This is a genomic window from Devosia sp. 1566 (assembly GCF_004005995.1).
In the GTDB taxonomy this organism is placed as follows: domain Bacteria; phylum Pseudomonadota; class Alphaproteobacteria; order Rhizobiales; family Devosiaceae; genus Devosia.
This window is the reverse complement of record NZ_CP034767.1, coordinates 120,556-144,546: the sequence shown is the minus strand read 5'-3', so window position 1 is coordinate 144,546 and position 23,991 is coordinate 120,556. Positions and strand designations below refer to the sequence as shown.

The following is a 23,991-nucleotide window of genomic DNA, read 5'->3' as shown; positions in this document are numbered from 1 at the left end:
AGCGATCATTTGCGGGAACGTGGGTCGAGAACCTGACGGATGCCGTCCGAAAGGAAGTGCAGACCGATGGCGATCAGCAGGATCACCACACCAGGCAGGGTCGATATCCACCACGCCTGCTCGAGATAGGACTGGCCGTCGCGAATTAGATTGCCCAGCGATGGCGCGGGCGGCATGATGCCCAGCCCAAGGAAGCTAAGACCGGCTTCGACCAGGATGGCATTTGCGGCGGCAATCGAAGCAGCTACCAATAGCGGGGCGATGGTGTTGGGAATGATGTGCCGCGACATCAGCCAGAACTGGGACGCCCGCACGGTACGGGCGGCGTCGATATAGGCGCGGGTGCGCAGGCCCAGGACCATGGCGCGCTGCAGCCGGATGAAACGCGGCACGTCGGACAGCGAGATGGCGAGCACGACCGGCACCATGCCGGTGCCCATCACCGAAACCAGACCGATAGCCAGCAGCAGCGAGGGAAAGGCCAAGAAGATGTCGGTAATGGACATCATGACCCGGTCGATCACCCCCCCGAAAAAGCCAGCCAGCGTTCCCATGACCAGGCCGATGACCAGTGCCAGGGCGGCGACGGCGAAGCCGACGAACATGGAGATCTGCACTCCGGCGAGGGTGCGGCTCAGCAGATCGCGCCCCATTCGATCCGTCCCGAACAGATGGTCCAGCGATGGAGGCTGCGTCATAGCGCGCAGGTTGGTCTCGAGCGGACCGGGCAGCGGCAGGAACTGACGAAACAGGGTCAGCAGTATGATGGGGCAGAGTATGGCCAGAGCCACTTGCACCAGGCGGTTGCTGAGCAGCCGGACCAGGCCCTGATTGGGCCGCCAGCCTAGATTGAGCAGGGGACGGGTCGGCAATGGGATGGCTTGATGGCTCATGGCAAGGTCTCCGGTCAGAACTGCACGCGGGGATCGAAGACGCGATAGATGAGGTCCGTCGCGAAATTGATCAGGACGAAAATCATCGCGTAGAATAGGATCAGCGTCTGGACCATCTGGTAGTCGCGGCTGTTGATGCCGCCCACCAGCAGATTGCCGATGCCCGGCAGGGTGAAAATGAACTCGACGATGACAGTGCCGTTGAGCAGATTGCCGAAGCTCAGCCCGATCACGGTCACGATGGGGAGTGCCGCATTCTTAAGGGCATGGCGGAACAGGACGCGCAGTTCCGACCACCCCATGGAGCGGGCCGTGCGCACATAGTCTTCACTGAGCACTTCGAGCACCGAGGTGCGGGTGATGCGGGCCATTGTGGCGATCTGGGCCATGGACAGCACCAGGATCGGCAGGGCGATGCGCCTGGCCAACTGCATCGGATCGTCCAGCGAAATCGTGCCGCTCGCTGGGAACCAGCCCAGCACCAGCGAGAAGATCAGCAGGCATACCAGCGAGGTCCAGAAGGACGGCATGAGGTCCAGCACCATGGCGAAGCCGGTGATGACATTGTCCAGCGTCTTGTGCCCTTTGTGGGCCATGTAGGCGGCCACTGTGCCGAGGGGGATGGCGACCAGCATGGTGAGGAGGATAGTGCCTAAGGCGATGGCAACGGTCACCGGCAGAGCACTCAGGATTAACTGCACGATGGGCAGCTTGGTGGTGACGGTATTCCCGAAATCGAGCACCGCCAGGTTGCCGAGATAGTTGAGGTATTGCAGCCAGAGGGGCTCGTTGAGTCCCATCTGGTTGCGCATCTGGTCGAGTGCAGCACCCGACAGATTATCGCCGGCCATGGCCGAAATCGGATCTCCCGGGATCATGCGAATAGTGAAGAAGACGAGGGTGACGACGCCCAGAACGGTCACGAGAAGCTGGGCAAGGCGCTTGAAGCTATAGGTCAGCATGGCCGGCGATCACTTTCGTTATTCGGTGTCGACTTCCCAGAAATTAACCTGCGCGAGATAGTTGATGTTAACGCCCGTCACGTTCTGCTTGCTGGGCCAGTAGACATTGCTAGCGGTGGCCGGCAGGTAGGGCAGATCGGTCATGGCGATCTCCTGGACCTTGGCGTAAAGCGCCAGACGCGTATCGGGATCAGCTTCGGCCCGGGCCGCCTCCAGCGTGCTGGTCAGTTCTGGATTGTCGTAGCGGGCGCCGTTGAGGCCGCCCGGAGCCAAATTGTCCGGGTGCAGATAGCTGAACAGCACCATGTCGGGATTGACCGCGGGCAGAAGGCGCCCGGCCATCATGAAGTCACCCGAATTGCGCCGCTGATTGTAGGTCGGCGTATCGACGAGTTCGAGTTCCATGTTGATGCCGACCTGGCTGAGATAGTCGATCTCGAACTGCTGCTGTTCGGTCACGCCCTGCGCCGAGGTGCCCAGCACTTTGAGGGTGAAGCCATCGGCATAGCCGGCCTCGGCCAACAGCGCCGTGGCCTTTTCCGGGTCGTATTCGTATTTGGGTGCGGCGTCCGAATAGACATCCATCCAGGGCAGCAGCATCGAATAGGTCGGCGCCTGCAACGATGGGGATATCGCTGCCGTGATGGACGGATAGTCGATGGAGTGGGCTATGGCTCTGCGGATGCGCACGTCCTGCAGGATGGGATCGGTGAGGTTGAGGACCTTGAGCGATACGGCATAATTGTCGACGTGGTTCATCTTGAACCCCTCGGCCTCCAGCGTATCGAGCTGTTCCTCCTTGCTCTGGCGCATCAGAAGGTCGATTTCGCCGTTGCGCAGGGCAATCGCGGCCGTCGCATCATCCTTGATGATGTTGAAGTTTAGCGTCTCGATGGGCGCCGGGCCCTTGAAATAGTCCTCGTGGCGCTTGAGGACGATCTGGGAATTCACGTCGATCGATTCCAGCATGTAGGGTCCGGTGCCCACAGGCTGCCAACGCACCTGGTCGCCGGCTGCCTCGATGGCTTCCTTCTTGACGATCTGACCCTGGTGATAATTGGCGACGGTGTGCAGGAAGCTGCCATTCGCCGCGCTCAGGGTTATCTTGAGCGTGTAAGGATCGGGCGCTTCCATGCTCTCGATCCCGGCCAGCTCGGAAATATAGGGCGAGGCAGTCGCCGGGTCGAGGATGCGGTTGAAACTGTAGATCACGTCAGCGGCGGTGAATTCGCCATAGCCGTTCTGCCACTGCACGCCCTCGCGCAGGTGGAAGGTCCAGTTGATGTTGTCGGTCGTTTCCCAGGACTCGGCCAGGTCGGGCACGATCTCGCCGGTGGTACTGTCGTAGGTGGTCAGGCCGCTGAAGATGTTGAAGGCGATGTTTTCGTTTTCGATGCGGAAAATACTGGCAGGGTCAAAGCCCGCCGGATCGTCGTAGAAACGGACGATGAGCGATTTTTCCTGCGCGAACGCCAAGTTTGGGGTGACGAGGCTGGTGCCGAGCATCATGGTGCCGGCGGCAAGGGCGGCCAGGCAGGATCTGCGCGTAATGGTCATAGCTAGCTCCGTGTTGCGCGGCGGATCTTGGGAGGAGGGCCGCGACTTGGTTGGAACTGAAGGGCCTGCGCGGCAGCCGCGCAGGCGGTGGCGCAATCAGCCGGCCTTGAGCATCGGTGCGTCGGCGGCCATGCTGGCCAGGTAGGTCTTGGCCATGTCGAGCGAGACCACATCGGCATATTTGTGGTGCATGTCGTAGAGATTGATGTAGTGCGAGGCCTCGGTGCGATCGAACACGCAATCCTTGACCACGCCCATGCGGAAGCGGGCCGTGGCACCATCGACCACCGACGCGCGGACGCAGCCGGAGGTGGTTTCCCCGCAGACGATCACGGTGTCGATGCCCAGGCTCTGCAACTGGAAGGCAAGCGGCGTGCCCTGAAACGCCGAGGGGGCGGCTTTCTCGATGACCAGTTCGCCCTCGATGGGCTTTACTTCGTCGACGATCTGCTGGCCCTTCTCGATCATTTCCTTGGACATGGTCGGCGCCGCGCGCTTGCGGCGACCCCAAGAGTTGACGCCGCTGTGCAGGCCCTTGACGTGAATGACCGGAACGCCCGAGGCACGGGCCACTTTCAGCAGCTCGGCGGTCTTGTCGACGGCCTCCCAGCCCTCGAGGCCGGTCGAGCCGCGCCAGGTCTTCATCGATTCAAAGATATCCTCGCGCTCGAGGCCAAGCACCGAGTAATAGATGTCGATGAGCACCAGGGCCGGCTTGTTGCCAAAGCCGTTCAGTTCCTTCTTGCCCCAAAGCTCGCTGTGCTTCTTGTCGCGCTCGGACAGGTAGGGTTCCCAACCAAATTCCATTCGTCAAACTCCCGTGTTGCGGTAGCGGTTCTGCAATTGGGAAGATGCGCGGGAAGACGGGCCGATGGGACACCCCATGCCGTATGCCTAATTTTGCATCAACCTGTGCTGATGCTAAGAATTTTAGCAGTCGACAGTCAAATTACACTTTCGGCCGCTTTGCATTAGCAATACTAATGCCGCATGCGCGTACCCTCACTTCACCTGCTAAGGGCATTTTTGGAGACCGCCCGACTGGGCAGCTTTTCCCGCGCCGCGACGGCGTTGAACGTCACGCAATCGGCAGTCAGTCAGCAAATTCGCCAGCTAGAACAAGAGGTTGGTACCGCTTTGTTCCAGCGCGAAGGGCGCCAGATCGCGTTGACGGATTTCGGTCGGGTGTACCTGAAACTCGTGGGCCCACCCATCGCGGCGCTGGAGGAAGGGCATACGACGCTCCGGGCCATGACCGGGAGCAGCTCTGTCGTGCTGCACCTGTCGCGGTCGTTCGGATCGGAATGGCTGGCCCCCCGGCTGGCCGATCTGGCTGCCCAGCACCCCGAAATTTCGGTGACCTGCATGTTTCTCAGCCCGGGCGACTCACCGGGCGGAAACAATGGCGATGCCTATATCGCCTCGACCAGCCGGCAGGGCGATACCAATGACTTCGTCATCGAACCGCTGTTCAGCACGACCATATGCCCGGTCGCCGCACCCCATTTCGGACCCGTGGACGTTGCACGGCTGAACGACTATCCGATCATCCATACCCTGCGCCGGCATGACGACTGGCAGACCTGGTGCATGGCGGCAGACGTGCCGTTGGTGGCGCGGGACAAGGGCTGGTCTTTCGAAAGCTCCAGCATGTCCTATAGTGCCGCCAAACATGGTCTTGGCATCGTCATGGCCGAGCTGGAGCTCGTGTCCGATGACATAGAGCAGAACCGGCTGCGCCGGGTTTCGCCGGTCAGCGCGCCCTCCGGGCATAATTATTTCATCGCCTATGCCCGCAGCCGCTATGAACGTCCCGCTCTGCGGAAGTTCCGGGGCTGGCTGTCGAAGCAGGTGCCCGGCTAGCGGCTTCCTATCCCGACGCGTTCGGCGATCCAAGGCATTCGTACGCGGAGTCGATCGAATCTGAAGCTGCTTCCACGGCCAGATATCGTTGCTGCGCCTTGCCGAGCACCACGCGGTTGCGAAATGTCATGGTTGATAGGCAAAATCTACCTCAAGGTGTACGGGAACCGCGACAGGGACAGGCTAACCGCTTTGATCGTCCACGCGGCACTCACGTCGCTGCATCGGGTTGTAATTAGTACTGCCGGATGTCTGCTTTTCTGGGTGACGTTCGAGAAGCAGACTGTCGGCAACCCACCCCATAGGCGCCCGCATTCGAGCCCGTTGCAGCCGGTACGTTACCGACCCCACACCGGTCATTGGCGACTATGATGATCTATGTCGGCTTCGGGCACGAAGCGGACGTTCGCACCACGAGTCCGCCACGGGAGCCTCATCCGGAAACGAGCGGATGCTCTGCTGGCCAACGCTGGAACATGGTTGCGAGGTCCGCCGCGATCCCAACCTCGCGTTGCGCGACGTCGATGCTCCGGAGGCGCAGCCGATGCGTACTTCCGTAGATCATGTAATCCGTGGCGAACGGCCCGGATCCAAGACCGCGATGGTGAGGGTAGAGGAGAAGAAGGTCAGGGCAGTCATAGAGCTGCCCATAGGCCGTCATCTGATAAACATCGGTCTGACTGACCCCGTGCTTGGCATCTTCGATCACCGGCGACAAGCGCTTCCATTTAGTATCGACGATCGCGACCGGCGCGTTGCCTCGGCGATCGCCGGGCCTCGCGCCCCCGAACTGGAAGACCGCCGGCAAGCCAAGCGAGACCGAGACGATGGGATTTCCGAAGTCGCGCTCGTCCTTGTCTTGGTGGAGTGATAGGCGGGAGCCGGGCTCGTAGCGGTTGATCAAGCAGGCGTCGGGCCGGGATGACGGGTAGCCCGCCAACGTCGCCGCCCCGGTGGCGAGGGCGAGAAAAGCGGGCGGCATCGCGGGCCACGGTTCGCCGGACTCCGGGTCCACTCGATCATAGCGGTAGCCCTTGTGGTCCGTTACCCACCCGGCCGTCCCCCAGTTGGTCATGGTGACGGAAATGGTGTAGCCCCCGGGGGTCACCATGTGCCGAAAGGGTGAGCGCGCCGCGACCTCGCGGATCGAGGCCAGCAACTCGCCTTCGAATGGCAGGGCGAATCTTGCTAGCACAGCATGTTACATGCTTCAAAGTTCAGCGAAACGACTAGCTATGGTGCTCTTTTGGCCACGATAAAAGACGTCGCAAAGGCCGCCGGAGTTTCCACGGCAACCGTGTCGGCCGTAGTGAACGACACAGCCTTTGTCAGCGCGGAATTGCGCACCCGTGTGCTCGCCGCCATCCGCGACTCGCTTTGCGCCCTCACTCGTGGCACGCAATTTGCGGCGCGGACGCAGCCAGCTGATCGCGCTGGTTGTCGCAGATCTCGCCAATCCATTTTATGCGCGGATGGTAACGTCGGCAGAGGCAGCGGTGGCCGCTTGGGGCTATTCGCTGGTGCTGTTCAACCGCGACGAAAAACCGGAATCGAGCGCCGCATCCTAGCGCGCATTCGCACGCTGGGCTGCGATGGCGCGGTGATCGTGCCGGTTGGCGCGGCTGACCAATATCGGCATCTCGAATTCGACGACGTTCCAACGGTGCTCTTGGGACGCTCGCTTGAAGGCGAACAAACCGATACCGTCACCGTGGACAATTTGTCGGCCGGTCGGCAGGTCACCAATTATCTTCTCGACCTGGGGCACACGCGAATCGGCTCGATCACTGGCCCGAGGCAGCTATCAACCGGTCGGGGCCGACTTGACGGCATGATCGAGGCGATGGCCGCGCGGGGGCTGGATCCACAGCCGGGCCATGTGCGGTCGGGCGAGTTCCGTGAAGACGCAGCTTATTCGGTGGCTCGCGACATGCTGGGACAACCCGATCGCCCCAGAGCTCTCTATGTAGCCAATGGCGTGATGGCCATCGGCGCGATGCGCGCGGTGTCAGACATGGGGCTGCAGTGCCCGCAGGACGTGTCGATAACCTCTACCGACACGATTTCGGCCATGGGCGGTTTGAAACCACAGTTGACCCGTACCGAGCATCCAGTCACCGACATGACCAATGCAGCGCTGCGCATGCTGGTTGAGAGGATAAACGGCAAGGTTAGCGAATCGCCGCGCCATATCGTCTTCCAGCCTGCGTTGGTGGTTGGCGAGAGCTGCGCGCCAGTAGCTCGTTAGGAGCCGATCAGAAGAGGGGCGGGATATCTTGGTCTATTGTCTACGGTACCGCCACCGTTGAGATTTGGAAAATGGCCGCACAGCGCCCCTTTTCGGACGTTCAGCCTGTCGGAACAGAGAGTCCCGAAAGCTGCCGTTCCAGCTACCCCTCAGGAACCTCTCGTTTGGAGCGGGTCTCCGGACAAGCTGCGCTTGAAGAGTAGACGCACCGTTCTTAGGAGCCTGGAATATCCCAACTTCTGGGATACGGGCGTATCTCTGCCGCGCTTGATGCTCTCCAGCTGTACCTTGCTTTCGGGCTTGGCGAGACACTTAAAAGCGCGCTGCCCAGGATGTACGAGGGGGTCGTTTCCAAGCAGATTTCGTCGGCAAGGACCTCACGGCGAGCACCAGTACCACTGGAGACGCGGCGCGCTTTCACGGCTGAAAGTCAATCCCGTTAAAGGTCGGCAATTCCATGTTCTGGTCTATCTCGGTAGTCCGGCGAAGGAGTGAGCTGGGAGATCGGTAACCGTGTAACTGGCTGTCGTTGTGCCACCACTCATGCGGCCAACCTTTGCGCGAATTTTGATCACTTCACGCCTATGCCTCTAATTTGGCCATTGATCGTTGACAAGTGAGGACCATGGCTTAGGCTGAAATAAAGCCTTCACGCCATTTCGATCCTAACAAGATTTCGGCGCTGTCAGGCTTTCAGGAAACGGAGAGGAACAATGACGCGCTTAGGTTCGCTTGCAGCCCTATTGCTGATAACGACCGCACCACTTGCATACGCCCAGGATATCGACGCCCTAAAGGTGCAACTCGGTGAGTTGGTCGATGGCAAGGCAAAGCTCACGCAGGAGATCGTCGACTCGGTCTTCAGCTTTGCCGAAGTGGGGTTCCACGAAACCGAAACCATGCGTTACCTGACCCAGATGCTCGAGGCGGAAGGTTTTGAGATCGAGACTGGTATCGGCGGCATGCCGACGGCGTGGGTTGCGACCTGGAGCAATGGCGAGGGGCCGGCGATCTCCTTCAATTCAGACGTCGATGGCCTGCCGGGCCAATCCCAGACGCCCGGTGTGCTTACTCGCCAGCCGCTCGTCGATGGTGGTGACGGACATGGCGAAGGCCACAATACGGGCATCGCCGTCAGCATTGTCGGCGCTCTAGCGACCAAGGAGCTCATGGAGAGCGAGGGCATTACCGGAACGCTGCAGATCTGGCCCGGGATCGCCGAGGAAGCCTTGGCGGCCAAGCAGTGGTTCGTTAAGGCCGGCATTCTCGACGATATCGACGTCGTCATTTCCAACCACGTCGGCAATGGGCTCAGCACCTCCTGGGGCCAGTCCAATTCAATGTCGATGATTTCGGCTGAATTCAGCTTTACAGGCGTTTCCGCCCATGGCGCGGTCAGCCCCTGGTCGGGTCGGTCTGCGCTCGACGCCGTGGAACTGATGAATGCGGGCTGGAACTTCCGCCGCGAGCATCTCCATCCTGATCAGCGTTCGCATTATGTGATCAGCAATGGCGGCCTGCAGCCCAATATCGTGCCGGACAATGCCAGCGTCTGGTACTATTTCCGCAACACCTCCCCGGATGCTGCGGTGGAAATGCTCGAGATCGCCGACGGCATCGCCGAGGGCGCGACACTGATGACCGGCACTTCCTATGAGCGCCGCATTCTGGGCTCGGCCTGGCCCTCACATGGCAATGAAGCACTCGCCAAGGCCATGTACGAAAACATCAAGTCCGTCGGCATGCCGGAGTGGAGCGAGGACGACCAGGCCTATGCCAAGGCCGTCCAGGAAGCGATCGGCGCCGCAACCATTGGCCTTCGCACCGAGATCGGCGACCTCGCCGGCCCCGTCGAAAAGGTCGGCTCCGGCCCCTCGGACGACATTGGTGCAGTGATGTGGACCAAGCCCACAGTGCGTCTGAGCTACCCCGCCAACATTGCCGGCACCATTACCCACAACTGGCAGGCTGCGCTCGCCGTAGCAACCCCCATCGCCCACAAGGGCGCTTTGGCCGGCGCCAAGGTAACCGCCCTCACCGCGCTCGATATCCTGACCGATCCGGAACTCGTCGAGGCGGCCGAAACCTATTTCGCCGATGTGCAGACTAAGGACCTCAAGTATTACCCCTTCGAGAGCGAAACCGACGTCCCCTCAACCCACCTTAATGCCGAGACGGACGCACGCAATCGGCCCCGTCAGGCCGAATTCTACTATGATCCGAGCCAGCACGAGACCTATCTCGACCAGCTCGGCATTGACTATCCGCAGCTCGAAGTGCCTGCACCGGCCACCAATTGACCCTGCAGCCGGGGAGGAAGCTCCCCGGCACTACTTCGATCTCTTTTGGGTAGACTGATGGTTGACTTGAACTGCCGCCTGTTCCTGCCTCTTGCCTTGATGCTTGTCTCTGCATCGCCTCTATCGGCGCAACCACGCCATGCCGAAGCGCACGTGCACGGCACGGGGCTTCTCATGATGGTGGTCGACGGCAGCACGGTCTCGATCGAGTTGACCATTCCCGGGTCGGACATTGTTGGCTTCGAGCGACAGGCGACGACGCCAGAGGAGCAATCGTCTGTCGAAAACGCCATCGCGACGCTGTCACAGCCAACCGGCCTGTTTGCGTTCACGCCTGACACCGCTTGCACTGTGAAAGCTGCCACCGCTGAGTTCAGGGCGCATGACGACCATCACCATGCTGAGTTCACAGCCAGCTACGCTCTCGATTGCCCCGGGCTTGCTGCTGGCGATGTTGAACTCCGTACCGGACTCTTCGATCAGTTCAACAGGGCTGAGGCGCTCAACGTGGATGGCCTAGTGGATGGGGTTGCACAATCCGGCACCCTCACTCGCCAGCAACCCGCCATGACCTTGCGTTAGGCGGCCATGGCGCAGTCCCCAGCCATATCGCTCAGCGGCATGCAATTTGCCTGGCAGGGACGCACGGGCTTCGCGCTTGCCGTCGATACATTCACCATGGTCCGTGGCGAGAGACTGCTGCTGGTCGCGCCGAGCGGCACCGGCAAGTCGACGCTCATCGGCCTCATCGCAGGAATCACACGCCCGCAAAAAGGGAGTGTATGCGTCCTCGGAACCGATCTTACTCGCCTTTCGCAATGGCGGCGCGATCGCTTCCGGGCCGAGCATATTGGCCTCATCTTTCAAAGCCTCAATCTCGTTTCCTATTTGACGGCGCTGGAAAACATCCTGCTGCCCCTGTCCTTTGCCCCAGCGCGCCTCAAGCGGGCCGGAGGCGTTGAAGGGGCTCGGACGCAGGCGCTGCAGATGCTCGATGCCATTGGATTGCCATCGGCCGAGGTGGCAGGGTTGCGCGCGAGCCAGCTTAGCCTTGGCCAGCAGCAGCGCGTTGCCGCGCTGCGGGCGCTGATCGGCGCGCCCGATCTCATCGTGGCGGATGAGCCGACTTCTGCGCTCGACCGCGATCGACAGGCCGCGTTCCTCCAGATGCTTCAGGCTCAGCTCGAAGGCACTGGGTCATCGCTGCTGATGGTCAGCCACGATCCAAGCCTGCCAGGGTTTGATCGCGTGGTGGCGCTGGCCGATTTTGCTCGAGCCGGCAGGGCGCTGGCATGATCATTCTTCGTCTCGCCCTTAAAAGTCTCCTGAACCGACTCGCCCTCGTCACGCTGACGACGCTGTGCATTGCCCTGTCGGTTGGCCTTGTGGTCGGCGTCGAAAAGGTGCGGGACGGGGCGCGCGCCAGTTTTGCCGGCACAGTTTCCGGCGTCGACCTCATCATCGGGGCGCGCAGTGGCAATGTGCAGCTGATGCTCTACGCCGTCTTCCGCATCGGCGACGCGGCCAACAATCTCACTTGGGAAACCTACTCGGCGATCGCCGAACGGCCGGATGTGGACTGGATCATTCCTTTGTCGCTTGGCGATTCCCACCGCGGCTACCGCGTCGTCGGTACGGATCAAAGCTACTTCGAACATTTCCGCTATCGCGATGACCAGTCGCTCCGCTTCGGTGCTGGCGCCCCGTTCGACGATCTCTTTGATGTTGTGCTGGGGGTCAGGGTCGCCGAAGATCTCGGCTACGAGATCGGCGATGTCCTGGTGGTCAATCACGGGCTGGGCAGCATCGGTCTAGCAGAGCATGGCGACCTGCCTTTCCGGGTCTCGGGCATTCTCGAACGAACCGGCACCCCCGTCGACAAGGCGCTGCATGTGAGCCTGTCGGCCATAGAAGCCATCCATGTCGATTGGCAGTCCGGCGGCGTTCCGTTCGGCGAGCGCACCGAAGCTGATGCCCTCAGGGCCATGGACCTGACCCCGCGATCGGTCACCGCGGCCCTCGTCAAATTGACCTCGCCGATTGCCACCTTCACGGCGCAGCGCGACCTCAACCAGTACCGCGAGGAGCCGATCAGCGCCGTTATCCCGGGATTGGCGCTTCTCGAACTCTGGTCGGTTGTAGAGATCGTCGAGGCCGCGTTGCGCCTCGTCGCAGCGTTGATGGTCGGCGCAGCGCTTGCTGGCATGATCGCCACGTTGTTGGCGCTGCTCAACGATCGGCGACGAGAGATCGCCATTCTGCGCGCTGTCGGTGCCGGCCCATGGCACGTCGCGGGACTGCTTGTCAGCGAGGCGACGTTGATCGGCACGACAGGCGCGCTTCTGGGTGTCGTCGCGGCCTATGCGAGCATGGCCCTCGCGGCGCCTTGGATCGAGGGCACATTCGGACTTGCTCTCGATGTTGCCGCACCGGGTTCGGTCGATGGGTTGATCGTGTTGGCGGTGGCAGCGACCTCCGCCGTGGCTGGGCTCGTTCCAGCTTATTTTGCATACAGGAAATCGCTTGCCGATGGCATAGCGGTCCAGAGTTAAGAGGCAATCATGCAGCGCAGGACTTTCCTTCTTTCCGGAGCAGCGATCATGGCGGTCCCGTCTGCAGCTGCGGCCCAGGATATCGTCGATCTGGGCTGGGTTGAACTCCTGCCAGGCGGTGGCGATGTCGCTCGCCCCGTGCCGCTTCAGGAGCATGACGAAGGCGGAAACGCCCTGCTGGTCAATGACGGCGACGTACCGATCCGTGAAGACCTGAGCGGGCTCCGGGTTCGCATGGTTGGCTATGTGACCCCGATGGGCTTCGCGCCCGGTTCGCGCAGCATGCGCGTCGATACGTTTCTCCTGGCTCCATTTACCGGCGCCTGCGTGCACGTGCCGCCGCCCCCAGCCAACCAGCTTGTGCTCGGTCACTTCCCCGAAGGGATCGAACTGGCGACAAGGCTCTCGCTCGATCCCGTGATGATTGTCGGCGTGCTGACCGCCCAGAAGGCCAATGTGGACGTAACCGTCGCCGGCTACCAGGTTGCGGTCGAAAGCATGGAGTATGTTTCCGACGAGCGTTCGAGCAATATGGACAAGTATGTCTGGGGCGCGAACTGAACTGGAAACTGCAGCTTACGGTTGCAGCCGAGCAGCATTGCGCCCCATTCCGGCCGTTCAACCTGCCGCAGGCAAGCGCTGAAAGCTGCCGCTCTGGTTGCGGCTTCCTGGGGTGGAATGCGGACTATCTGCTTCTGACAAAAATCGGCCGAAACGTCCGTCGCCACGACGTCGTCGACGGCCGCAAAAACAAAAAATATTACGGAAGTCAGTTAGAGCCCCAGCAACAGGATCGGCCGGCTCAACGCCTGATGTGCATGCACATTAGTCCTTGCTAGCCCGTAGCCTTGCAGCATCGCGCGCGGGCGGCGTGCCGAACATCCGCGTGTATTCTCGACTGAACTGGGACGCACTTTCATACCCGACTGCAAATGCTGCGCTTGTCACATCGGCGTCGGCGATCAGCAGCCGCCTCGCTTCCTGCAAGCGGAGAGCTTTCTGATATTGCAATGGGCTCATGGCAGTGGCAGCTCGAAAATGGCGATGAAACGTGGCTGCGCTCATCCCGGCAATTTCCACCAGCTCTTCAATTCTAACAGCGCGGTCCAGGTTCGTGCGCAAATGGGCAATCGTATCCCGAACCTGTGCAATCCGGCTACCGGCCCGGGCTGCCTGGCGAAGCAGCGCCCCCTGCGGCCCTTGCAAAAGGCGAAACAGGATTTCGCGCTCGATCAAAGGGGCCAGCATGTTGATCTCGTCCGGAGCATCGAGCAGCCGCAACATTCGTGACCAGGCGTCAACCAGTTCAGGCGTCAGCGCACCCACAGCAAAAGCGATAGTATCCCCTTCGGCTTCATGAGGTACGTCAACAACCAGATCCGAAAGGATATCTTGGTCGATCGCGAGCCGTACTGCGACATAGGGCGCCTCGGGCAGATCCTCGATCGTGACGCGCGATGCGGGCACGTCGATCGACGCGATCAGAAAATGATTGCTATCGTAGCGCAGGGTGCGGTTTCCGATCACCACCCGCTTCGTCCCACGCAACACGATGCCGAGCATGGGCTGATAGAGGACCCCAATGGCCCAGCCCTCCTCCTGCGCGACATGCAGGCTCACGCGCGGGATCGACGCACCTCCCGGTTGAGTAGCGTGGCGGTAGGCTAGATCGACGAGAGTTTCGTGCACGCATCCATTTAGGTTTCACTGAGCATGAGGGCAAGGTTGCGCTGAATCGAAACAGCCATTGATCGGATCAGGCAAAAATTTGCGACGATCCGGCGCGAAGACGTTGCGGGGCAGTCGTTATGAAACGGGGCATCCGCCTGCCAATTTAACCTAATCAGGAGAGCCCCATGCGCTACAACACGCTCGGCCGCACCGGCCTGTTCGTTTCCGAACTCTGCCTCGGCACCATGACCTTTGGCGGGGGAGGCGGCATTTATAGCAGCATGGGCGGTCTGCAGCAGCAAGAGGCTGACGGCCTGGTCAAGACTGCGATCGACGGGCATCAACTTCATCGATACCGCCAACGTATATTCGCAGGGGCTTTCCGAACAGATCGTCGGCCAGGCATTGCGCAACCTAGGTATCGCGCGGCAAGATGTGATCATCGCCACCAAATTCTTCGGGCCCACGGGTGAAGGCCTGAACGCACGCGGCGCGTCCCGCTCGCATATGCTCTACAGCCTGGAGGCCAGCCTCGAGCGCCTGCAAGTCGAACATATCGATCTTTACCAAATCCACGGCTTTGATGGTATCACACCGATGGAAGAGACGCTGCGCGCGCTTGATACGGCCGTCCAACAAGGCAAGGTCCGCTATATCGGCGTCTCCAATTGGGCTGCCTGGCAGATCGCCAAGGCGGTCGGCATCTCCAACCAGTTCAACCTAACCCGTTTCGCCTCGCTTCAGGCATATTATACGATCGCCGGTCGCGACCTGGAGCGCGAACTGATGCCGATGATGGAATCCGAAGGCATCGGACTAATGGTGTGGAGTCCGCTGGCGGGCGGCTTCCTGTCGGGAAAATATGCCCGCGACGGCGGCAAGCAAGGCGGTAACCGCCGCGATACTTTCGATTTCCCGCCGGTCAACAAGGAACGCGGTTACAACGTCATTGACGCGATGAAGCCCATCGCGGAAGCCAAGGGCGTTTCGATCGCCCAGATCGCAATCGCTTGGCTACTGCACCAGAAGGCCGTCACTAGTGTGATCGTCGGTGCCAAGAAGCTCGAGCAACTCACTGACAAGATCGCCGCGACCAGGGTGTTGCTGACCGACGCCGAACTGAAAACACTCCACGAAGTCAGTAAGCTGCCTGCTGAATATCCGGGCTGGGTCTTCGACTTCCAAAGCAAAGTCCTTGCTGACCAGCTCAAGCACAAACCGCGCGGGGCCTGAGTGCGCCCGCCTGCCCGTCGGGCGTGAATCGCTGCCCCAGCGGTTTTTCTGGCCAGTGATCAAGCGCTTCATCGCAGGTGCTGAATTCGTCGACGATGGTGCTCTCACGGCCAGGTTGGGGTCGGCACTTGCCGCTGGTGACAGCGCCAAACCGTTTCTCTCACGGCCGGTTCGGCCGAAGGAGAAATGTAATGGGTATCTCACAATATGATCCTGCTGCTGCAGGTAGGCCCGCCTGGAATGCGGGCAGGCAAGTTGGCGCCAAGCGTGCCTTGAAGGTGAAACAGATCTGGTCAATTCGGTTCTTTCTTGACCGAGAAGGCCGGATGAGAGACCAGTCACTGTTTGACCTCGCGATCGACAGTAAGCTTCGAGGCTGCGACCTGGTGAAGATCAAGATCGGCACACTTGTGGCTGGACCGGCCATTCGATCCCGATCGATGGTCATCCAGCAGAAGACGGGTAGACCCGTTCAATTCGAGATCACCGCTGACACAAGGGCTAGCCTGCTCGCGTGGCTCGAACGACGGGGCGGAACGGTCGACGACTTTGCCTTCCCCAGTCGGGTTGTCACGAATGGTCACCTGAGCACCCGCCAATACGCAAGGCTGGTTGACGAGTGGGTAACGACAATCGGGCTGATGCCGGAGGCGTATGGCACGCACTCGCTGCGTCGAACCAAGGCGTCGCTGATCTACAAGGCCACAGGCAACCTGCGAGCCATCCAGATCTTGCTTGGCCAAAGCAAGATCGAGAACACGGTTCGCTACCTTGGTGTGGACGTCGAAGACGCGCCTGCGCTGTCGGAGGCCACGGAAATCTAATCGCACAGACTTCGCCGACGATCGCACTAGCGGCGTCGGCGAAGCGCCCCATTCCAGATGAGGTGGATGGCTCCCGCTCCCGGCATCTGAGTGCCAAAGTGGGTTTGCTATCAGGCAACCCGAGCAAAGGAGCCATCCGCCATGCAGATTACCACCGTGGGCCTTGATCTGGCCATTCAAGTTCATGCCGTCGACGTATCCGGAGACGTTGTTGTCCGCAAAACACTGCGGCGATCGCAGGTGCTGCCGTTCTTCACCAAGTTGCCGCCCTGTCTGATCGGCATTGAGGCGTGCGGCACATCCCACCATTGGGCTCGCGAGTTGACAAAGCTGGGCCATGAAGTGCGCATAATGCCGCCGGCCTACGTGAAGCCCTATGTGAAGCGCAGCAAGAACGATGCGGTGGACGCCGAAGCGATTTGCGAAGCCGTGACCCGCCCCACCATGCGTTTTGTGGCGATGAAGTCGACCGATCAGCAGGCAGCACTGTCGTTGCATCGGGTACGCGACCTTCTGGTCAAGCAGCGCACACAACTGGTGAACATGATCCGCGGCCTCCTGGCCGAGTTCGGCATCAACATCCCAGAAGGCCTGGAGCGGGCGCTTAAGCTGGCGAGCCAGATCGCGACCAGGGAAGCCAAACCAGAAGTGCCCGCGATAGCGATGCAGATTCTTGATCTCCTGTGTGGTCAGGTACTGGACACCCATGTCCGTTTGCAGGCGATCGACCGCGCGGTCATTGCCCTGCAGAGAACAGACGAAGTGGCGCGGCGACTATCCACCATTCCTGGCATCAAGCCGGTTGGTGCCACAGCGCTCGCGGCATCGGTTGCCGATCCAGGACAGTTCCGCTCCGGTCGAGAGTTTGCCGCCTGGCTGGGACTGACACCCTCGCAGAACTCGAGTGGCGGCAAAGACCGGCTTGGCCGCATCACCAAGATGGGTAACCGGTATCTGAGAAAGCTCCTGGTGATCGGCGCGACCTCTCTGGTCCGCCGAACCAAGCACAAGCCAGAGGCCGCGGATCCCTACCTCCTGGCGTTGCTTGCCCGAAAGCCGGCGCGTGATGCCAGCGTGGCAATGGCCAACAAAATGGCCCGCGTGGTCTGGGCGGTCATGGCCCGCGGCGAGGTCTACCAGGCTCGCCATGCCCCCGGTCTTGCAGCGTAAAACCAGGAAGAGATTGAATCTTGAAGCAAGATCCAGTTCGAGCCGACCAACCGGCTCCATGAGGTTGTGAGAGCGAAGCGATGTGATGGCGAAACCGGTCAGGCCGGAAACAGGGACAACCCGTCGAACGACCGAGGCATGATAGCCTGAATTCCAGATTGGGACCCTGTTCGCCGACCCCATCAGGGCCAGCAGTCTCTATGGCTGCATCAACAGGCCGGACAGAAGACTGCACCCGAACAACGCGCCAAAATGTCGAATTACCTCTTGCAATGCGGGAGCCATCCACAGAGGCCGTTCCGAATGTCTTGGCGGTCATCCAAAAGCAGACATTGCTCGGCATGAGAATGCGTATAAATCAGGCTTTGTCAGAGCCAGGCCGCAAGGCCGCGTGACTGGTATAGGCAAGGCCGTATAGACCAGCCGCAAGAAGCAGGAATACCGACGAGACGCCGGCGCCGGCTGCAACAACAGCAACTGACATTGGCAACAGAAACTGCGCCAGACGATTGCCCGTGAGACGCAACGACAACACCAGGCCGCGGCTGGTCGGCGGAACGACGCTGGTCACCCATGACATGGATATGGGAGAGGCTAGTCCGATGCCGATGCCGATCAATATCATGGCCAGCGTCAGCACCGATACCGGTGCCAGCATCCCAAGCAAGGTCAGCCCAACGCCCGTGGCCAGCAGTGCCCCCGTCAGCAAGGTCCGGCGGCCAAGCCGCGAGAGTAACCAACTAAAGAACAAACGAGATAGCAGCGAAGCCAGCGCCCGTATCATCAGCATGGCCGCGATTGTGCCTGCCGGGATCATCGTCTGAGCGCCAAGCACCGGCAAGTAGATCACCAGGAGGTCAACGGCGCAAATGACCCCAACTCCTGCCAGGATCGCTTGTACCACCCCCTTTTGCTTAAGCAACTGCCTGACGGGCAGTGAAGGCCCAGGCTTGCTTCTAACCGTCGGTTGGGCAGAGGGACGCATCAGCAACACGCAACCCAGGCTCATCAGACCGGAGAGTGTTGCAACGGCGAAGAGGAGCGACGTATCGGGCAAGGCTCCTGGTCCCGCGAACAATGCGATTACAAGAGGGGCGAGGATCTGGGCGAATGAAATGAGCGCAGTGTAGTGACCAAACATGCGCTCGCGCTTGGAGTCGGTGGGTTGATCGGCTGCCGTCGCATGCTGCGACAGCAGACAGAGCAGATGGCCGATGCCGAGAAGGCCCGTCCACCCCAGCAGCGCAATGATCGAGCTCCCGCTGGCAAACAGCCCCAGCACGGATATAACTATGCAACCGGCACCCACGAGGAAGGCGCCGCGCGCGCCTTTCCGGTCGATCCTCGTGCCAACTTGTGTAGCGAGCAATAACGGCAGCAGAGAAAAGCTCGCGCCCACAACGCCAATCCAGATATCTGAGAGCCCTAGCTCCACCGCCCGGTACGAGGTCGTGACCCTCGCGACCATGATGACGATCTGATGGAGCATGACGTGAAAAATGAAGGCGCTAAAGGATAGGGTGGGTGTTGGCACCTGAAACCCCAGCATTAGGAACGACAGCCCGAGCGGCTGACGGGCTTCAAATGGAAAACTGGCGAAGAGAGGCCGACAAACTGGTCCTGATAGCCCATCATACCGGGTCTCCCGTAGCCGTGTGTACGCGCCCGAAAACAGTTGAGAGGCGGCTTAGGATCTCCGGCGGAAGCGGCGCGGCATGTATTGCCTGGATGTTCTGGTCCAGGTGATCGAGGCTTCCGGTTCCGGTCATCACCACATCGATGCCGCTGGTATGCCGGCAGAAGCGGTAAGCCGCCTCGGTATAGGAGTGGGCGACCCCGTCAGCCAACAACATGCCAAGTGGCTCAGCCGGGTCCAGCGCCTCGCGCGCAACTTCCCCCTGCACAACTAACTTTTCCACCAACTTGCGCAGACCATCGGCAGTGGCCAGGGCACCCCGGACGGCATACATGCACATGACGCCCAGCTGCTTTGCCCGAGCTCTGGGCAGAACCAACTGCTCGGCCGAAGGATTGATGAAGTTGTGTCCAAGCATTAGCACGTCCCAAATACCGTCCTCGGTGGCCTGACGCATGACTTCACGCTCGGCGTCCACGCCGAAGCTCTCGGTTATCCCGAGAAAGCCGATCTTGCCCTCTTCCTGCAACAGCAGCAGTTCGGGGACCAGATGCTCGAGGCAGTATGGGTATTGATGCGGCCTGACGCCGTGGAGATGCAGAATTTCGATCCTGTCCGTGCGCAAAGCGGCAAGACTTGCCTCGACACTTTCGCGGACCATGGCCGGTTCGATGTACGCGCTGCTGTCGTTTGATGAGTCCGGCAGTGTTGGGCGGAGCTTGCTCGACAGGACGACCTTGTCCCGCAGACCGGCAAGCGCGGCACCGACGACTGGCTCAGTGCCGTAAACAGGAGCGGTATCGATGATGGATATGCCTCGGTCTATCGCCGCGCGCAGAAGTTCGATCGCCTGTTCCTCGGTGGCGCCGTTTCGTAGGCCAAGACGACTAGGCCCGCCGGCACCTAGGGCGACGACGCTTACTTCTAGCCCGGTTCTTCCGAGAACGACCTGGTCCATTGTTTCCCGCCGCTCCAGCTACATTCGAGGTAAAGCCGACATCAAGCAGCGCGCATTCCGGTGGCCACCCGATTGGTCAAGCAGCCGACAACGCCGATATCCACTTCCACCAGATCCCCGTGTTGCAGGTAGATCGGAGGTTCGCGGCGATCACCAACGCCTCCTGGTGTCCCAGTGACAATGACATCGCCCGGTGCGAGCGGCGTGAAGCTCGAGCAATAGGCAATGAGTTTTTCTATCGGAAAGATCAGGTCGGCAAGACTCGCTTCCTGCATGACTTGGCCGTTAAGGCGCAGTTGAATCGGAAGCCTTCGGTAGTCCCCGACCTCGTCTGGCGTCACAAGGGCCGGACCGAACCCGCCGGTCCCAGGAAAGTTCTTGCCGGGGGTGAACTGGCTGGTGTGACGTTGCCAGTCACGAACGGATCCATCATTGTAGCAGGCATAGCCCGCAATAAGGTCAAGCGCGTTCTGCTCACTGACCTGGTGAGCTGCTTTACCAATGACGATGGCGAGCTCTGCCTCGTAGTCAAACCGGTCCGAGACGGCAGGTTTGAGAAGCGGTTGGCCATGGCCAACCTGAGATTCGGCGAAGCGCGTGAAGACGGTAGGGTAGTCCGAGTTTGGCCGCTTCGTTTCGTTGCGATGATCTTCGTAATTGAGGCCGATGCACAGTATCTTGCCCGGGTTAGGAATTACGGGCAGCAACTGGGTATGGTTTAAGGGAATGTCCGTCGGTTCCTCTTTCCAGGCGACAGCCTGCCCGAGCAGGCCAGACGCGATTGCCTGTTTCAAAGTGACGATTGTGGGCGAAAGTTTGCCGGTTAGGTCGACAATGGCGTCCCCGGACAAAAGCCCGAAACCCTGCCGGTCGCCGTGTTGAAAACTCACTAGTCTCATGCTTGGCATCCCATCAAATGTTTGTACGGCGTAGCCTGCCATTCGGCGCTACGCAGCGGTTGGTCTCGTCGCCGCTAAGCATCTTCCTCGAAGGCGACCTTCCTTCCTTGGCGGATTTGCGGCAGCAGGATGATCAGGCACATGATGGCCGCGACCGACAGCATCACGATGGAGAGCGGACTGCGGTAGAAAATCGAAAGATCGCCATCCGACAGCAGAAGCGAGCGCCGAAAATGCTCTTCCATGAGCGGCCCAAGAATGAACCCGAGCAGCAGTGGCGCGGCTTCCGCCCGCATTCGCCAGAACAAACAGCCCAGGAGCGTGAACCCGGCTGCGAAATAGATCGCGATTGTATTGTTCTGGATGCTGTAGAGCCCAACGCAGCAGACGACGAGGATGATCGGAAACAGAACCCAGTAATGCACCTGGATCAGCCGCACCCAAAGTGGAATGAGCGGCAGGTTCAGCACCACCAGCATGGCATTGCCGATCCACATCGAGGCAATCAGGCCCCAGAAAATTTCCGGATTGGAAACCATGACATAGGGGCCGGGGGAGATATTGTGCACCATGAGGGCGCCAATCATCAGGGCCATCACGCCGTTGCTCGGGATGCCCAAGGTGAGCATGGGTATGAACGAGGTCTGGGCGCCGGCGTTATTAGCGGCCTCGGGGCCGGCTAGGCCCGCGATGGCGCCATGGCCGAACTCTTCCGGGTGTTTTGAAACACGCTTTTCAAGGGCATAGGAGGCAAACGACGAGATCATTGCGCCGCCGCCGGGAAGCAGGCCGAGCAGCGAACCAAGGCCGGTTCCTCGGATTACGGGGAAGATCGACTGCCTGAACTCCTTACCAGTCATCGTCAGGCTGCGAAGCGAGGGGGCTTTTACCTCCCGTGCCTGGTCGTTACGCATATTGGAGACAATATCGGTAAAGGCGAACAGACCCATTGCCACGGCCACGAATTCGATGCCCTCAGTCAGCGAAAACGACCCGAAGGTGAAGCGGTAGGTTCCGCTGTTCACGTCGGCGCCTACCAAGCCCAGGATCAGGCCTGTCAGCACCATCGCTACCCCTTTGATGAAGGAACCATGGGCGAGTAGCGTGGCAGCGGTCAGGCCAAGGACCATCATGGCAAAGTATTCGACCGGACCAAAGAGGAAGGCCACTTCCGCCAGTGCCGGGGAGAATGCCGCAATCAGCAAGGTGGCCACGGTGCCCGCAAAGAAGGATCCGAGTGCCGCGATGGCGAGTGCGGCGCCGGCGCGGCCCTTGCGAGCCATTTGATGCCCGTCAAGGCAGGAGACAACCGCGGAAGATTCACCTGGCAAATTTACAAGGATCGCCGTGGTGGAACCGCCATATTGCGCCCCGTAGTAGATGCCCGCGATCATGATCAGTCCGGTTACGGGCTCCAGCGTATAAGTGAGCGGCAGTAGCATGGCGATGGTAGCCAATGGGCCAAGTCCCGGCAGCATGCCGATGGCCGTGCCGACGAACACGCCGATAAAGCAGAAGACCAGGTTGTTCAGCGACAGCGCGGCGTGGAAACCGATATCCAGATTACTCAAGAGTTCCATAGGTCACATCGCAATCAGTGGCACTGAGATGCCGAGGAAGTAGACGAACACGCCGTAGCAAAATGCCAACAGCCCAGCGCTCAGCAACAAAGCCCGCTTCCAGGTGAAATGCTCTGAAGCCAACAGCGCGATCACGACTTGTGCCGGGATGGCGAACAGGAGCCCCACGGTCAGCAGCAGAAGCGCGAAAACGATCACCGACGCCGTGATCAAGAGAGTGGGCTTGATCGGCAGCGGCCTGGCCTGCTCGCCGTTCCCCATAAAGCCCTTGACCAGGATGATAAGTCCAAGGACGGCGAGAAAGACCCCGAGGATTAGTGGGAACATCCCCGGCCCCATGGTGGCGATGGTGCCGAGCCTGTACTGGAGTGAGAGGGCAGCGGTCAGGATACCGAAACCGGTAAAAAATAAGCCGGCCTCAACATCGGCCTGCCCGTTCGATTTGAAAGTCACTTTGAAGGGCCTCGCTTAGATTGGACGCCGGGAGCGGCGCTGGTCCGTGTCGGGAGCAGACCTCTCGACACGGAACTGGCGGTATCAATTACTCGGGCTGGAGCCCGATGCTCTCGATAATGGCTTTGCTTCTCGCGATTTCCTGCGTCAGGTAGGCCTTGGCCTCTTCTGCGGTGCTGGCTACCCCTTGGATATTCTGGGCGGCGAGCCGATCCTTAACTTCTTGTTCAGCGAAGATCTGGCTAAGCGCATCGTTAAGCTTGTCGGTGATCTCGATGGGGGTACCGGGAGGCGCGACAAGGGCCAGCCAATTCAGATATTCGTATCCTTCAACTGTCGCCGCGATCGGCGGGATATGCTCGGCCCCTAGCGGCTCGGTCCCGGTATGGGCGAAGAACTTCATCTTTCCGCTTTCGGCAAAGGGACGTACCGTCTCATAGCCTGAGAAGACCATATCAACGAAACCGCCGGCCACGTTGTTCAAGCTTTCTCCGGCGCCTTTGAAAGGGATCTCCCGAATTTCGATGCCTGCGGTCTCGTTCAGCAGGCCTAACGCTAGTTGAGCTCCTGAGCCGCGGCCCGACGTCCCTGCAGTGAGCTCGCCGGGATGGGCCTTGGCATAGTCGATCAGCTCCTGCATGTTGTTGAAAGGCACGTCGCTTCGAACGCCCAGCACAAATGGATACGAAGTCAAGATTGATACAGGAACCAACGCGTCGGTGTCATATGGTAGATTGGCGTAGAGGGACGGGTTGTTGGCTATAGCACCGGTCACCACCATCAAAGTGTGACCGTCCGGCTTTGCCTCTGCGAGCAGTGCCGTTCCAATTACCGAATTGCTGCCAGGATGGTTTTCCTTGACGATCGGCCGGCCGAGAAGTTGCGACAGTCGATCGGAAAACACGGCCGCAGCGGCGTCCGTCCCGCCCCCCGGAGCATAGGGGATGATGAATTTGATAGTCTCGGTCGGGTAGTCCTGCGCCATTGCTGCGCCCACCAACGCTCCCGCGAGCAGCCCTGTCGTCAGGGCCACTGCGCGCAAAATCTTCCTCATTCGCTCCTCCGATTACAGTGCTTATTGTTGTGCAGCAGAGCGGGCACCCGCTCGGCTTTAGCTTATGGCAGCAGCCTCGACGCTCCCATCGTGGGCTCCTCCCAACAAAAAGACTAGCGAAGCTGGACAACGTTGTCT

21 protein-coding genes and 3 pseudogenes are annotated in these 23,991 nt (G+C 60.3%); 11 read left to right on the top strand and 13 right to left on the bottom strand.

Translation table 11 applies throughout. The annotated features are described in order from the left end of the window. Positions 1-5: 5 nt before the first annotated feature. From ELX51_RS00620 to ELX51_RS00605, 4 genes are all read right to left on the bottom strand, one after another. Positions 6-893: an ABC transporter permease gene (locus tag ELX51_RS00620; protein WP_127751693.1), complete on the bottom strand. Its 888-nt coding sequence runs from the start codon at positions 891-893 to the stop codon at positions 6-8. A 14-nt stretch (positions 894-907) separates the two neighbouring features. Next, on the bottom strand, positions 908-1,855 hold the full coding sequence (locus ELX51_RS00615; protein WP_127751692.1) for an ABC transporter permease: 948 nt from the start codon (positions 1,853-1,855) through the stop codon (positions 908-910). An 18-nt stretch (positions 1,856-1,873) separates the two neighbouring features. Continuing rightward, positions 1,874-3,412 (bottom strand): ABC transporter substrate-binding protein, encoded by a 1,539-nt coding sequence (locus ELX51_RS00610; protein WP_127751691.1) that lies wholly within the window; start codon positions 3,410-3,412, stop codon positions 1,874-1,876. A 96-nt stretch (positions 3,413-3,508) separates the two neighbouring features. Further along, positions 3,509-4,219 (bottom strand): isochorismatase family protein, encoded by a 711-nt coding sequence (locus tag ELX51_RS00605; protein ID WP_127751690.1) that lies wholly within the window; start codon positions 4,217-4,219, stop codon positions 3,509-3,511. Between the two features lie 183 nt (positions 4,220-4,402). On the opposite strand from ELX51_RS00605, the gene ELX51_RS00600 reads away from it, so the two are divergent. Next, positions 4,403-5,275, top strand: a complete 873-nt coding sequence (locus tag ELX51_RS00600; protein WP_127751689.1) for a LysR substrate-binding domain-containing protein — start codon at positions 4,403-4,405, stop codon at positions 5,273-5,275. Between the two features lie 433 nt (positions 5,276-5,708). Here ELX51_RS00600 and ELX51_RS20220 read toward each other — a convergent pair whose 3' ends face one another. Together ELX51_RS20220 and ELX51_RS20215 are read right to left on the bottom strand one after the other, a co-directional pair. Beyond that, entirely contained in the window at positions 5,709-6,017 is a 309-nt protein-coding gene (locus tag ELX51_RS20220) for a hypothetical protein (protein ID WP_282567578.1), read from the bottom strand. Between the two features lie 21 nt (positions 6,018-6,038). Beyond that, positions 6,039-6,470: pseudogene (locus ELX51_RS20215) on the bottom strand (alpha-ketoglutarate-dependent dioxygenase AlkB); the annotation flags it as partial. 3 nt (positions 6,471-6,473) lie between these two features. Between ELX51_RS20215 and ELX51_RS20390 the strand changes: the two are divergent. The 7 genes and pseudogenes from ELX51_RS20390 to ELX51_RS00565 all read left to right on the top strand — a co-directional run. After that, a pseudogene (locus ELX51_RS20390) lies at positions 6,474-6,632 on the top strand (LacI family DNA-binding transcriptional regulator); the annotation flags it as partial. A gap of 147 nt (positions 6,633-6,779) precedes the next feature. Continuing rightward, the gene (locus ELX51_RS00590; protein WP_248305206.1) at positions 6,780-7,523 is read left to right on the top strand and encodes a substrate-binding domain-containing protein; all 744 of its coding nucleotides are present in this window, start codon (positions 6,780-6,782) and stop codon (positions 7,521-7,523) included. Between the two features lie 713 nt (positions 7,524-8,236). Then, the gene (locus ELX51_RS00585) at positions 8,237-9,823 is read left to right on the top strand and encodes an amidohydrolase (protein WP_127751688.1); all 1,587 of its coding nucleotides are present in this window, start codon (positions 8,237-8,239) and stop codon (positions 9,821-9,823) included. A 57-nt stretch (positions 9,824-9,880) separates the two neighbouring features. Next, positions 9,881-10,405 (top strand): DUF2796 domain-containing protein, encoded by a 525-nt coding sequence (locus ELX51_RS00580; protein ID WP_127751687.1) that lies wholly within the window; start codon positions 9,881-9,883, stop codon positions 10,403-10,405. Between the two features lie 6 nt (positions 10,406-10,411). After that, complete coding sequence (locus ELX51_RS00575) at positions 10,412-11,119, top strand: ATP-binding cassette domain-containing protein (RefSeq protein ID WP_127751686.1); 708 nt, start codon at positions 10,412-10,414, stop codon at positions 11,117-11,119. Beyond that, positions 11,116-12,375 (top strand): FtsX-like permease family protein, encoded by a 1,260-nt coding sequence (locus tag ELX51_RS00570; protein WP_127751685.1) that lies wholly within the window; start codon positions 11,116-11,118, stop codon positions 12,373-12,375. Before ELX51_RS00575 ends, ELX51_RS00570 begins: the two co-directional genes overlap by 4 nt. 9 nt (positions 12,376-12,384) lie before the next feature. Continuing rightward, positions 12,385-12,936 (top strand): DUF3299 domain-containing protein, encoded by a 552-nt coding sequence (locus ELX51_RS00565; RefSeq protein WP_127751684.1) that lies wholly within the window; start codon positions 12,385-12,387, stop codon positions 12,934-12,936. Positions 12,937-13,200: 264 nt separating this feature from the next. Here ELX51_RS00565 and ELX51_RS00560 read toward each other — a convergent pair whose 3' ends face one another. After that, positions 13,201-13,995, bottom strand: a complete 795-nt coding sequence (locus ELX51_RS00560) for an AraC family transcriptional regulator (RefSeq protein ID WP_248305205.1) — start codon at positions 13,993-13,995, stop codon at positions 13,201-13,203. Between the two features lie 236 nt (positions 13,996-14,231). Between ELX51_RS00560 and ELX51_RS00555 the strand changes: the two are divergent. The 3 genes and pseudogenes from ELX51_RS00555 to ELX51_RS00545 all read left to right on the top strand — a co-directional run bounded on the left by ELX51_RS00555 (position 14,232) and on the right by ELX51_RS00545 (position 17,273). Further along, a pseudogene (locus ELX51_RS00555) lies at positions 14,232-15,279 on the top strand (aldo/keto reductase). A 191-nt stretch (positions 15,280-15,470) separates the two neighbouring features. Then, on the top strand, positions 15,471-16,103 hold the full coding sequence (locus tag ELX51_RS00550; protein ID WP_127751682.1) for a tyrosine-type recombinase/integrase: 633 nt from the start codon (positions 15,471-15,473) through the stop codon (positions 16,101-16,103). A gap of 141 nt (positions 16,104-16,244) precedes the next feature. Further along, positions 16,245-17,273 (top strand): IS110 family transposase, encoded by a 1,029-nt coding sequence (locus ELX51_RS00545; RefSeq protein WP_127751681.1) that lies wholly within the window; start codon positions 16,245-16,247, stop codon positions 17,271-17,273. Positions 17,274-17,631: 358 nt separating this feature from the next. Here the strand turns inward: ELX51_RS00545 and ELX51_RS00540 are convergent, their stop codons facing one another. The 6 genes from ELX51_RS00540 to ELX51_RS00515 all read right to left on the bottom strand — a co-directional run bounded on the left by ELX51_RS00540 (position 17,632) and on the right by ELX51_RS00515 (position 23,853). Then, entirely contained in the window at positions 17,632-18,807 is a 1,176-nt protein-coding gene (locus ELX51_RS00540) for an MFS transporter (RefSeq protein WP_164854684.1), read from the bottom strand. A 97-nt stretch (positions 18,808-18,904) separates the two neighbouring features. Then, on the bottom strand, positions 18,905-19,867 hold the full coding sequence (locus ELX51_RS00535; protein WP_127751679.1) for an aldo/keto reductase: 963 nt from the start codon (positions 19,865-19,867) through the stop codon (positions 18,905-18,907). Positions 19,868-19,908: 41 nt separating this feature from the next. Next, positions 19,909-20,766, bottom strand: a complete 858-nt coding sequence (locus ELX51_RS00530) for a fumarylacetoacetate hydrolase family protein (RefSeq protein ID WP_127751678.1) — start codon at positions 20,764-20,766, stop codon at positions 19,909-19,911. Positions 20,767-20,840: 74 nt separating this feature from the next. Then, the gene (locus ELX51_RS00525; RefSeq protein WP_127751677.1) at positions 20,841-22,346 is read right to left on the bottom strand and encodes a tripartite tricarboxylate transporter permease; all 1,506 of its coding nucleotides are present in this window, start codon (positions 22,344-22,346) and stop codon (positions 20,841-20,843) included. A 3-nt stretch (positions 22,347-22,349) separates the two neighbouring features. Continuing rightward, positions 22,350-22,799 carry a tripartite tricarboxylate transporter TctB family protein gene (locus tag ELX51_RS00520; RefSeq protein ID WP_127751676.1) on the bottom strand — a complete coding sequence of 150 codons (450 nt, stop codon included), beginning with the start codon at positions 22,797-22,799 and terminating at the stop codon, positions 22,350-22,352. Positions 22,800-22,887: 88 nt separating this feature from the next. Next, entirely contained in the window at positions 22,888-23,853 is a 966-nt protein-coding gene (locus tag ELX51_RS00515) for a tripartite tricarboxylate transporter substrate-binding protein (RefSeq protein ID WP_127751675.1), read from the bottom strand. Positions 23,854-23,991: the final 138 nt, after the last annotated feature.

Bases quoted from the DNA above. Each gene is read 5' to 3' on its own strand.
- ELX51_RS00620 (WP_127751693.1), bottom strand. From the start codon at position 893: ATGAGCCATCAAGCCATCCCATTGCCGACCCGTCCCCTGCTCAATCTA.
- ELX51_RS00615 (WP_127751692.1), bottom strand. From the start codon at position 1,855: ATGCTGACCTATAGCTTCAAGCGCCTTGCCCAGCTTCTCGTGACCGTT.
- ELX51_RS00610 (WP_127751691.1), bottom strand. From the start codon at position 3,412: ATGACCATTACGCGCAGATCCTGCCTGGCCGCCCTTGCCGCCGGCACC.
- ELX51_RS00605 (WP_127751690.1), bottom strand. From the start codon at position 4,219: ATGGAATTTGGTTGGGAACCCTACCTGTCCGAGCGCGACAAGAAGCAC.
- ELX51_RS00600 (WP_127751689.1), top strand. From the start codon at position 4,403: ATGCGCGTACCCTCACTTCACCTGCTAAGGGCATTTTTGGAGACCGCC.
- ELX51_RS00585 (WP_127751688.1), top strand. From the start codon at position 8,237: ATGACGCGCTTAGGTTCGCTTGCAGCCCTATTGCTGATAACGACCGCA.
- ELX51_RS00580 (WP_127751687.1), top strand. From the start codon at position 9,881: ATGGTTGACTTGAACTGCCGCCTGTTCCTGCCTCTTGCCTTGATGCTT.
- ELX51_RS00575 (WP_127751686.1), top strand. From the start codon at position 10,412: ATGGCGCAGTCCCCAGCCATATCGCTCAGCGGCATGCAATTTGCCTGG.
- ELX51_RS00570 (WP_127751685.1), top strand. From the start codon at position 11,116: ATGATCATTCTTCGTCTCGCCCTTAAAAGTCTCCTGAACCGACTCGCC.
- ELX51_RS00565 (WP_127751684.1), top strand. From the start codon at position 12,385: ATGCAGCGCAGGACTTTCCTTCTTTCCGGAGCAGCGATCATGGCGGTC.
- ELX51_RS00550 (WP_127751682.1), top strand. From the start codon at position 15,471: ATGGGTATCTCACAATATGATCCTGCTGCTGCAGGTAGGCCCGCCTGG.
- ELX51_RS00545 (WP_127751681.1), top strand. From the start codon at position 16,245: ATGCAGATTACCACCGTGGGCCTTGATCTGGCCATTCAAGTTCATGCC.
- ELX51_RS00535 (WP_127751679.1), bottom strand. From the start codon at position 19,867: ATGGACCAGGTCGTTCTCGGAAGAACCGGGCTAGAAGTAAGCGTCGTC.
- ELX51_RS00530 (WP_127751678.1), bottom strand. From the start codon at position 20,766: ATGAGACTAGTGAGTTTTCAACACGGCGACCGGCAGGGTTTCGGGCTT.
- ELX51_RS00525 (WP_127751677.1), bottom strand. From the start codon at position 22,346: ATGGAACTCTTGAGTAATCTGGATATCGGTTTCCACGCCGCGCTGTCG.
- ELX51_RS00515 (WP_127751675.1), bottom strand. From the start codon at position 23,853: ATGAGGAAGATTTTGCGCGCAGTGGCCCTGACGACAGGGCTGCTCGCG.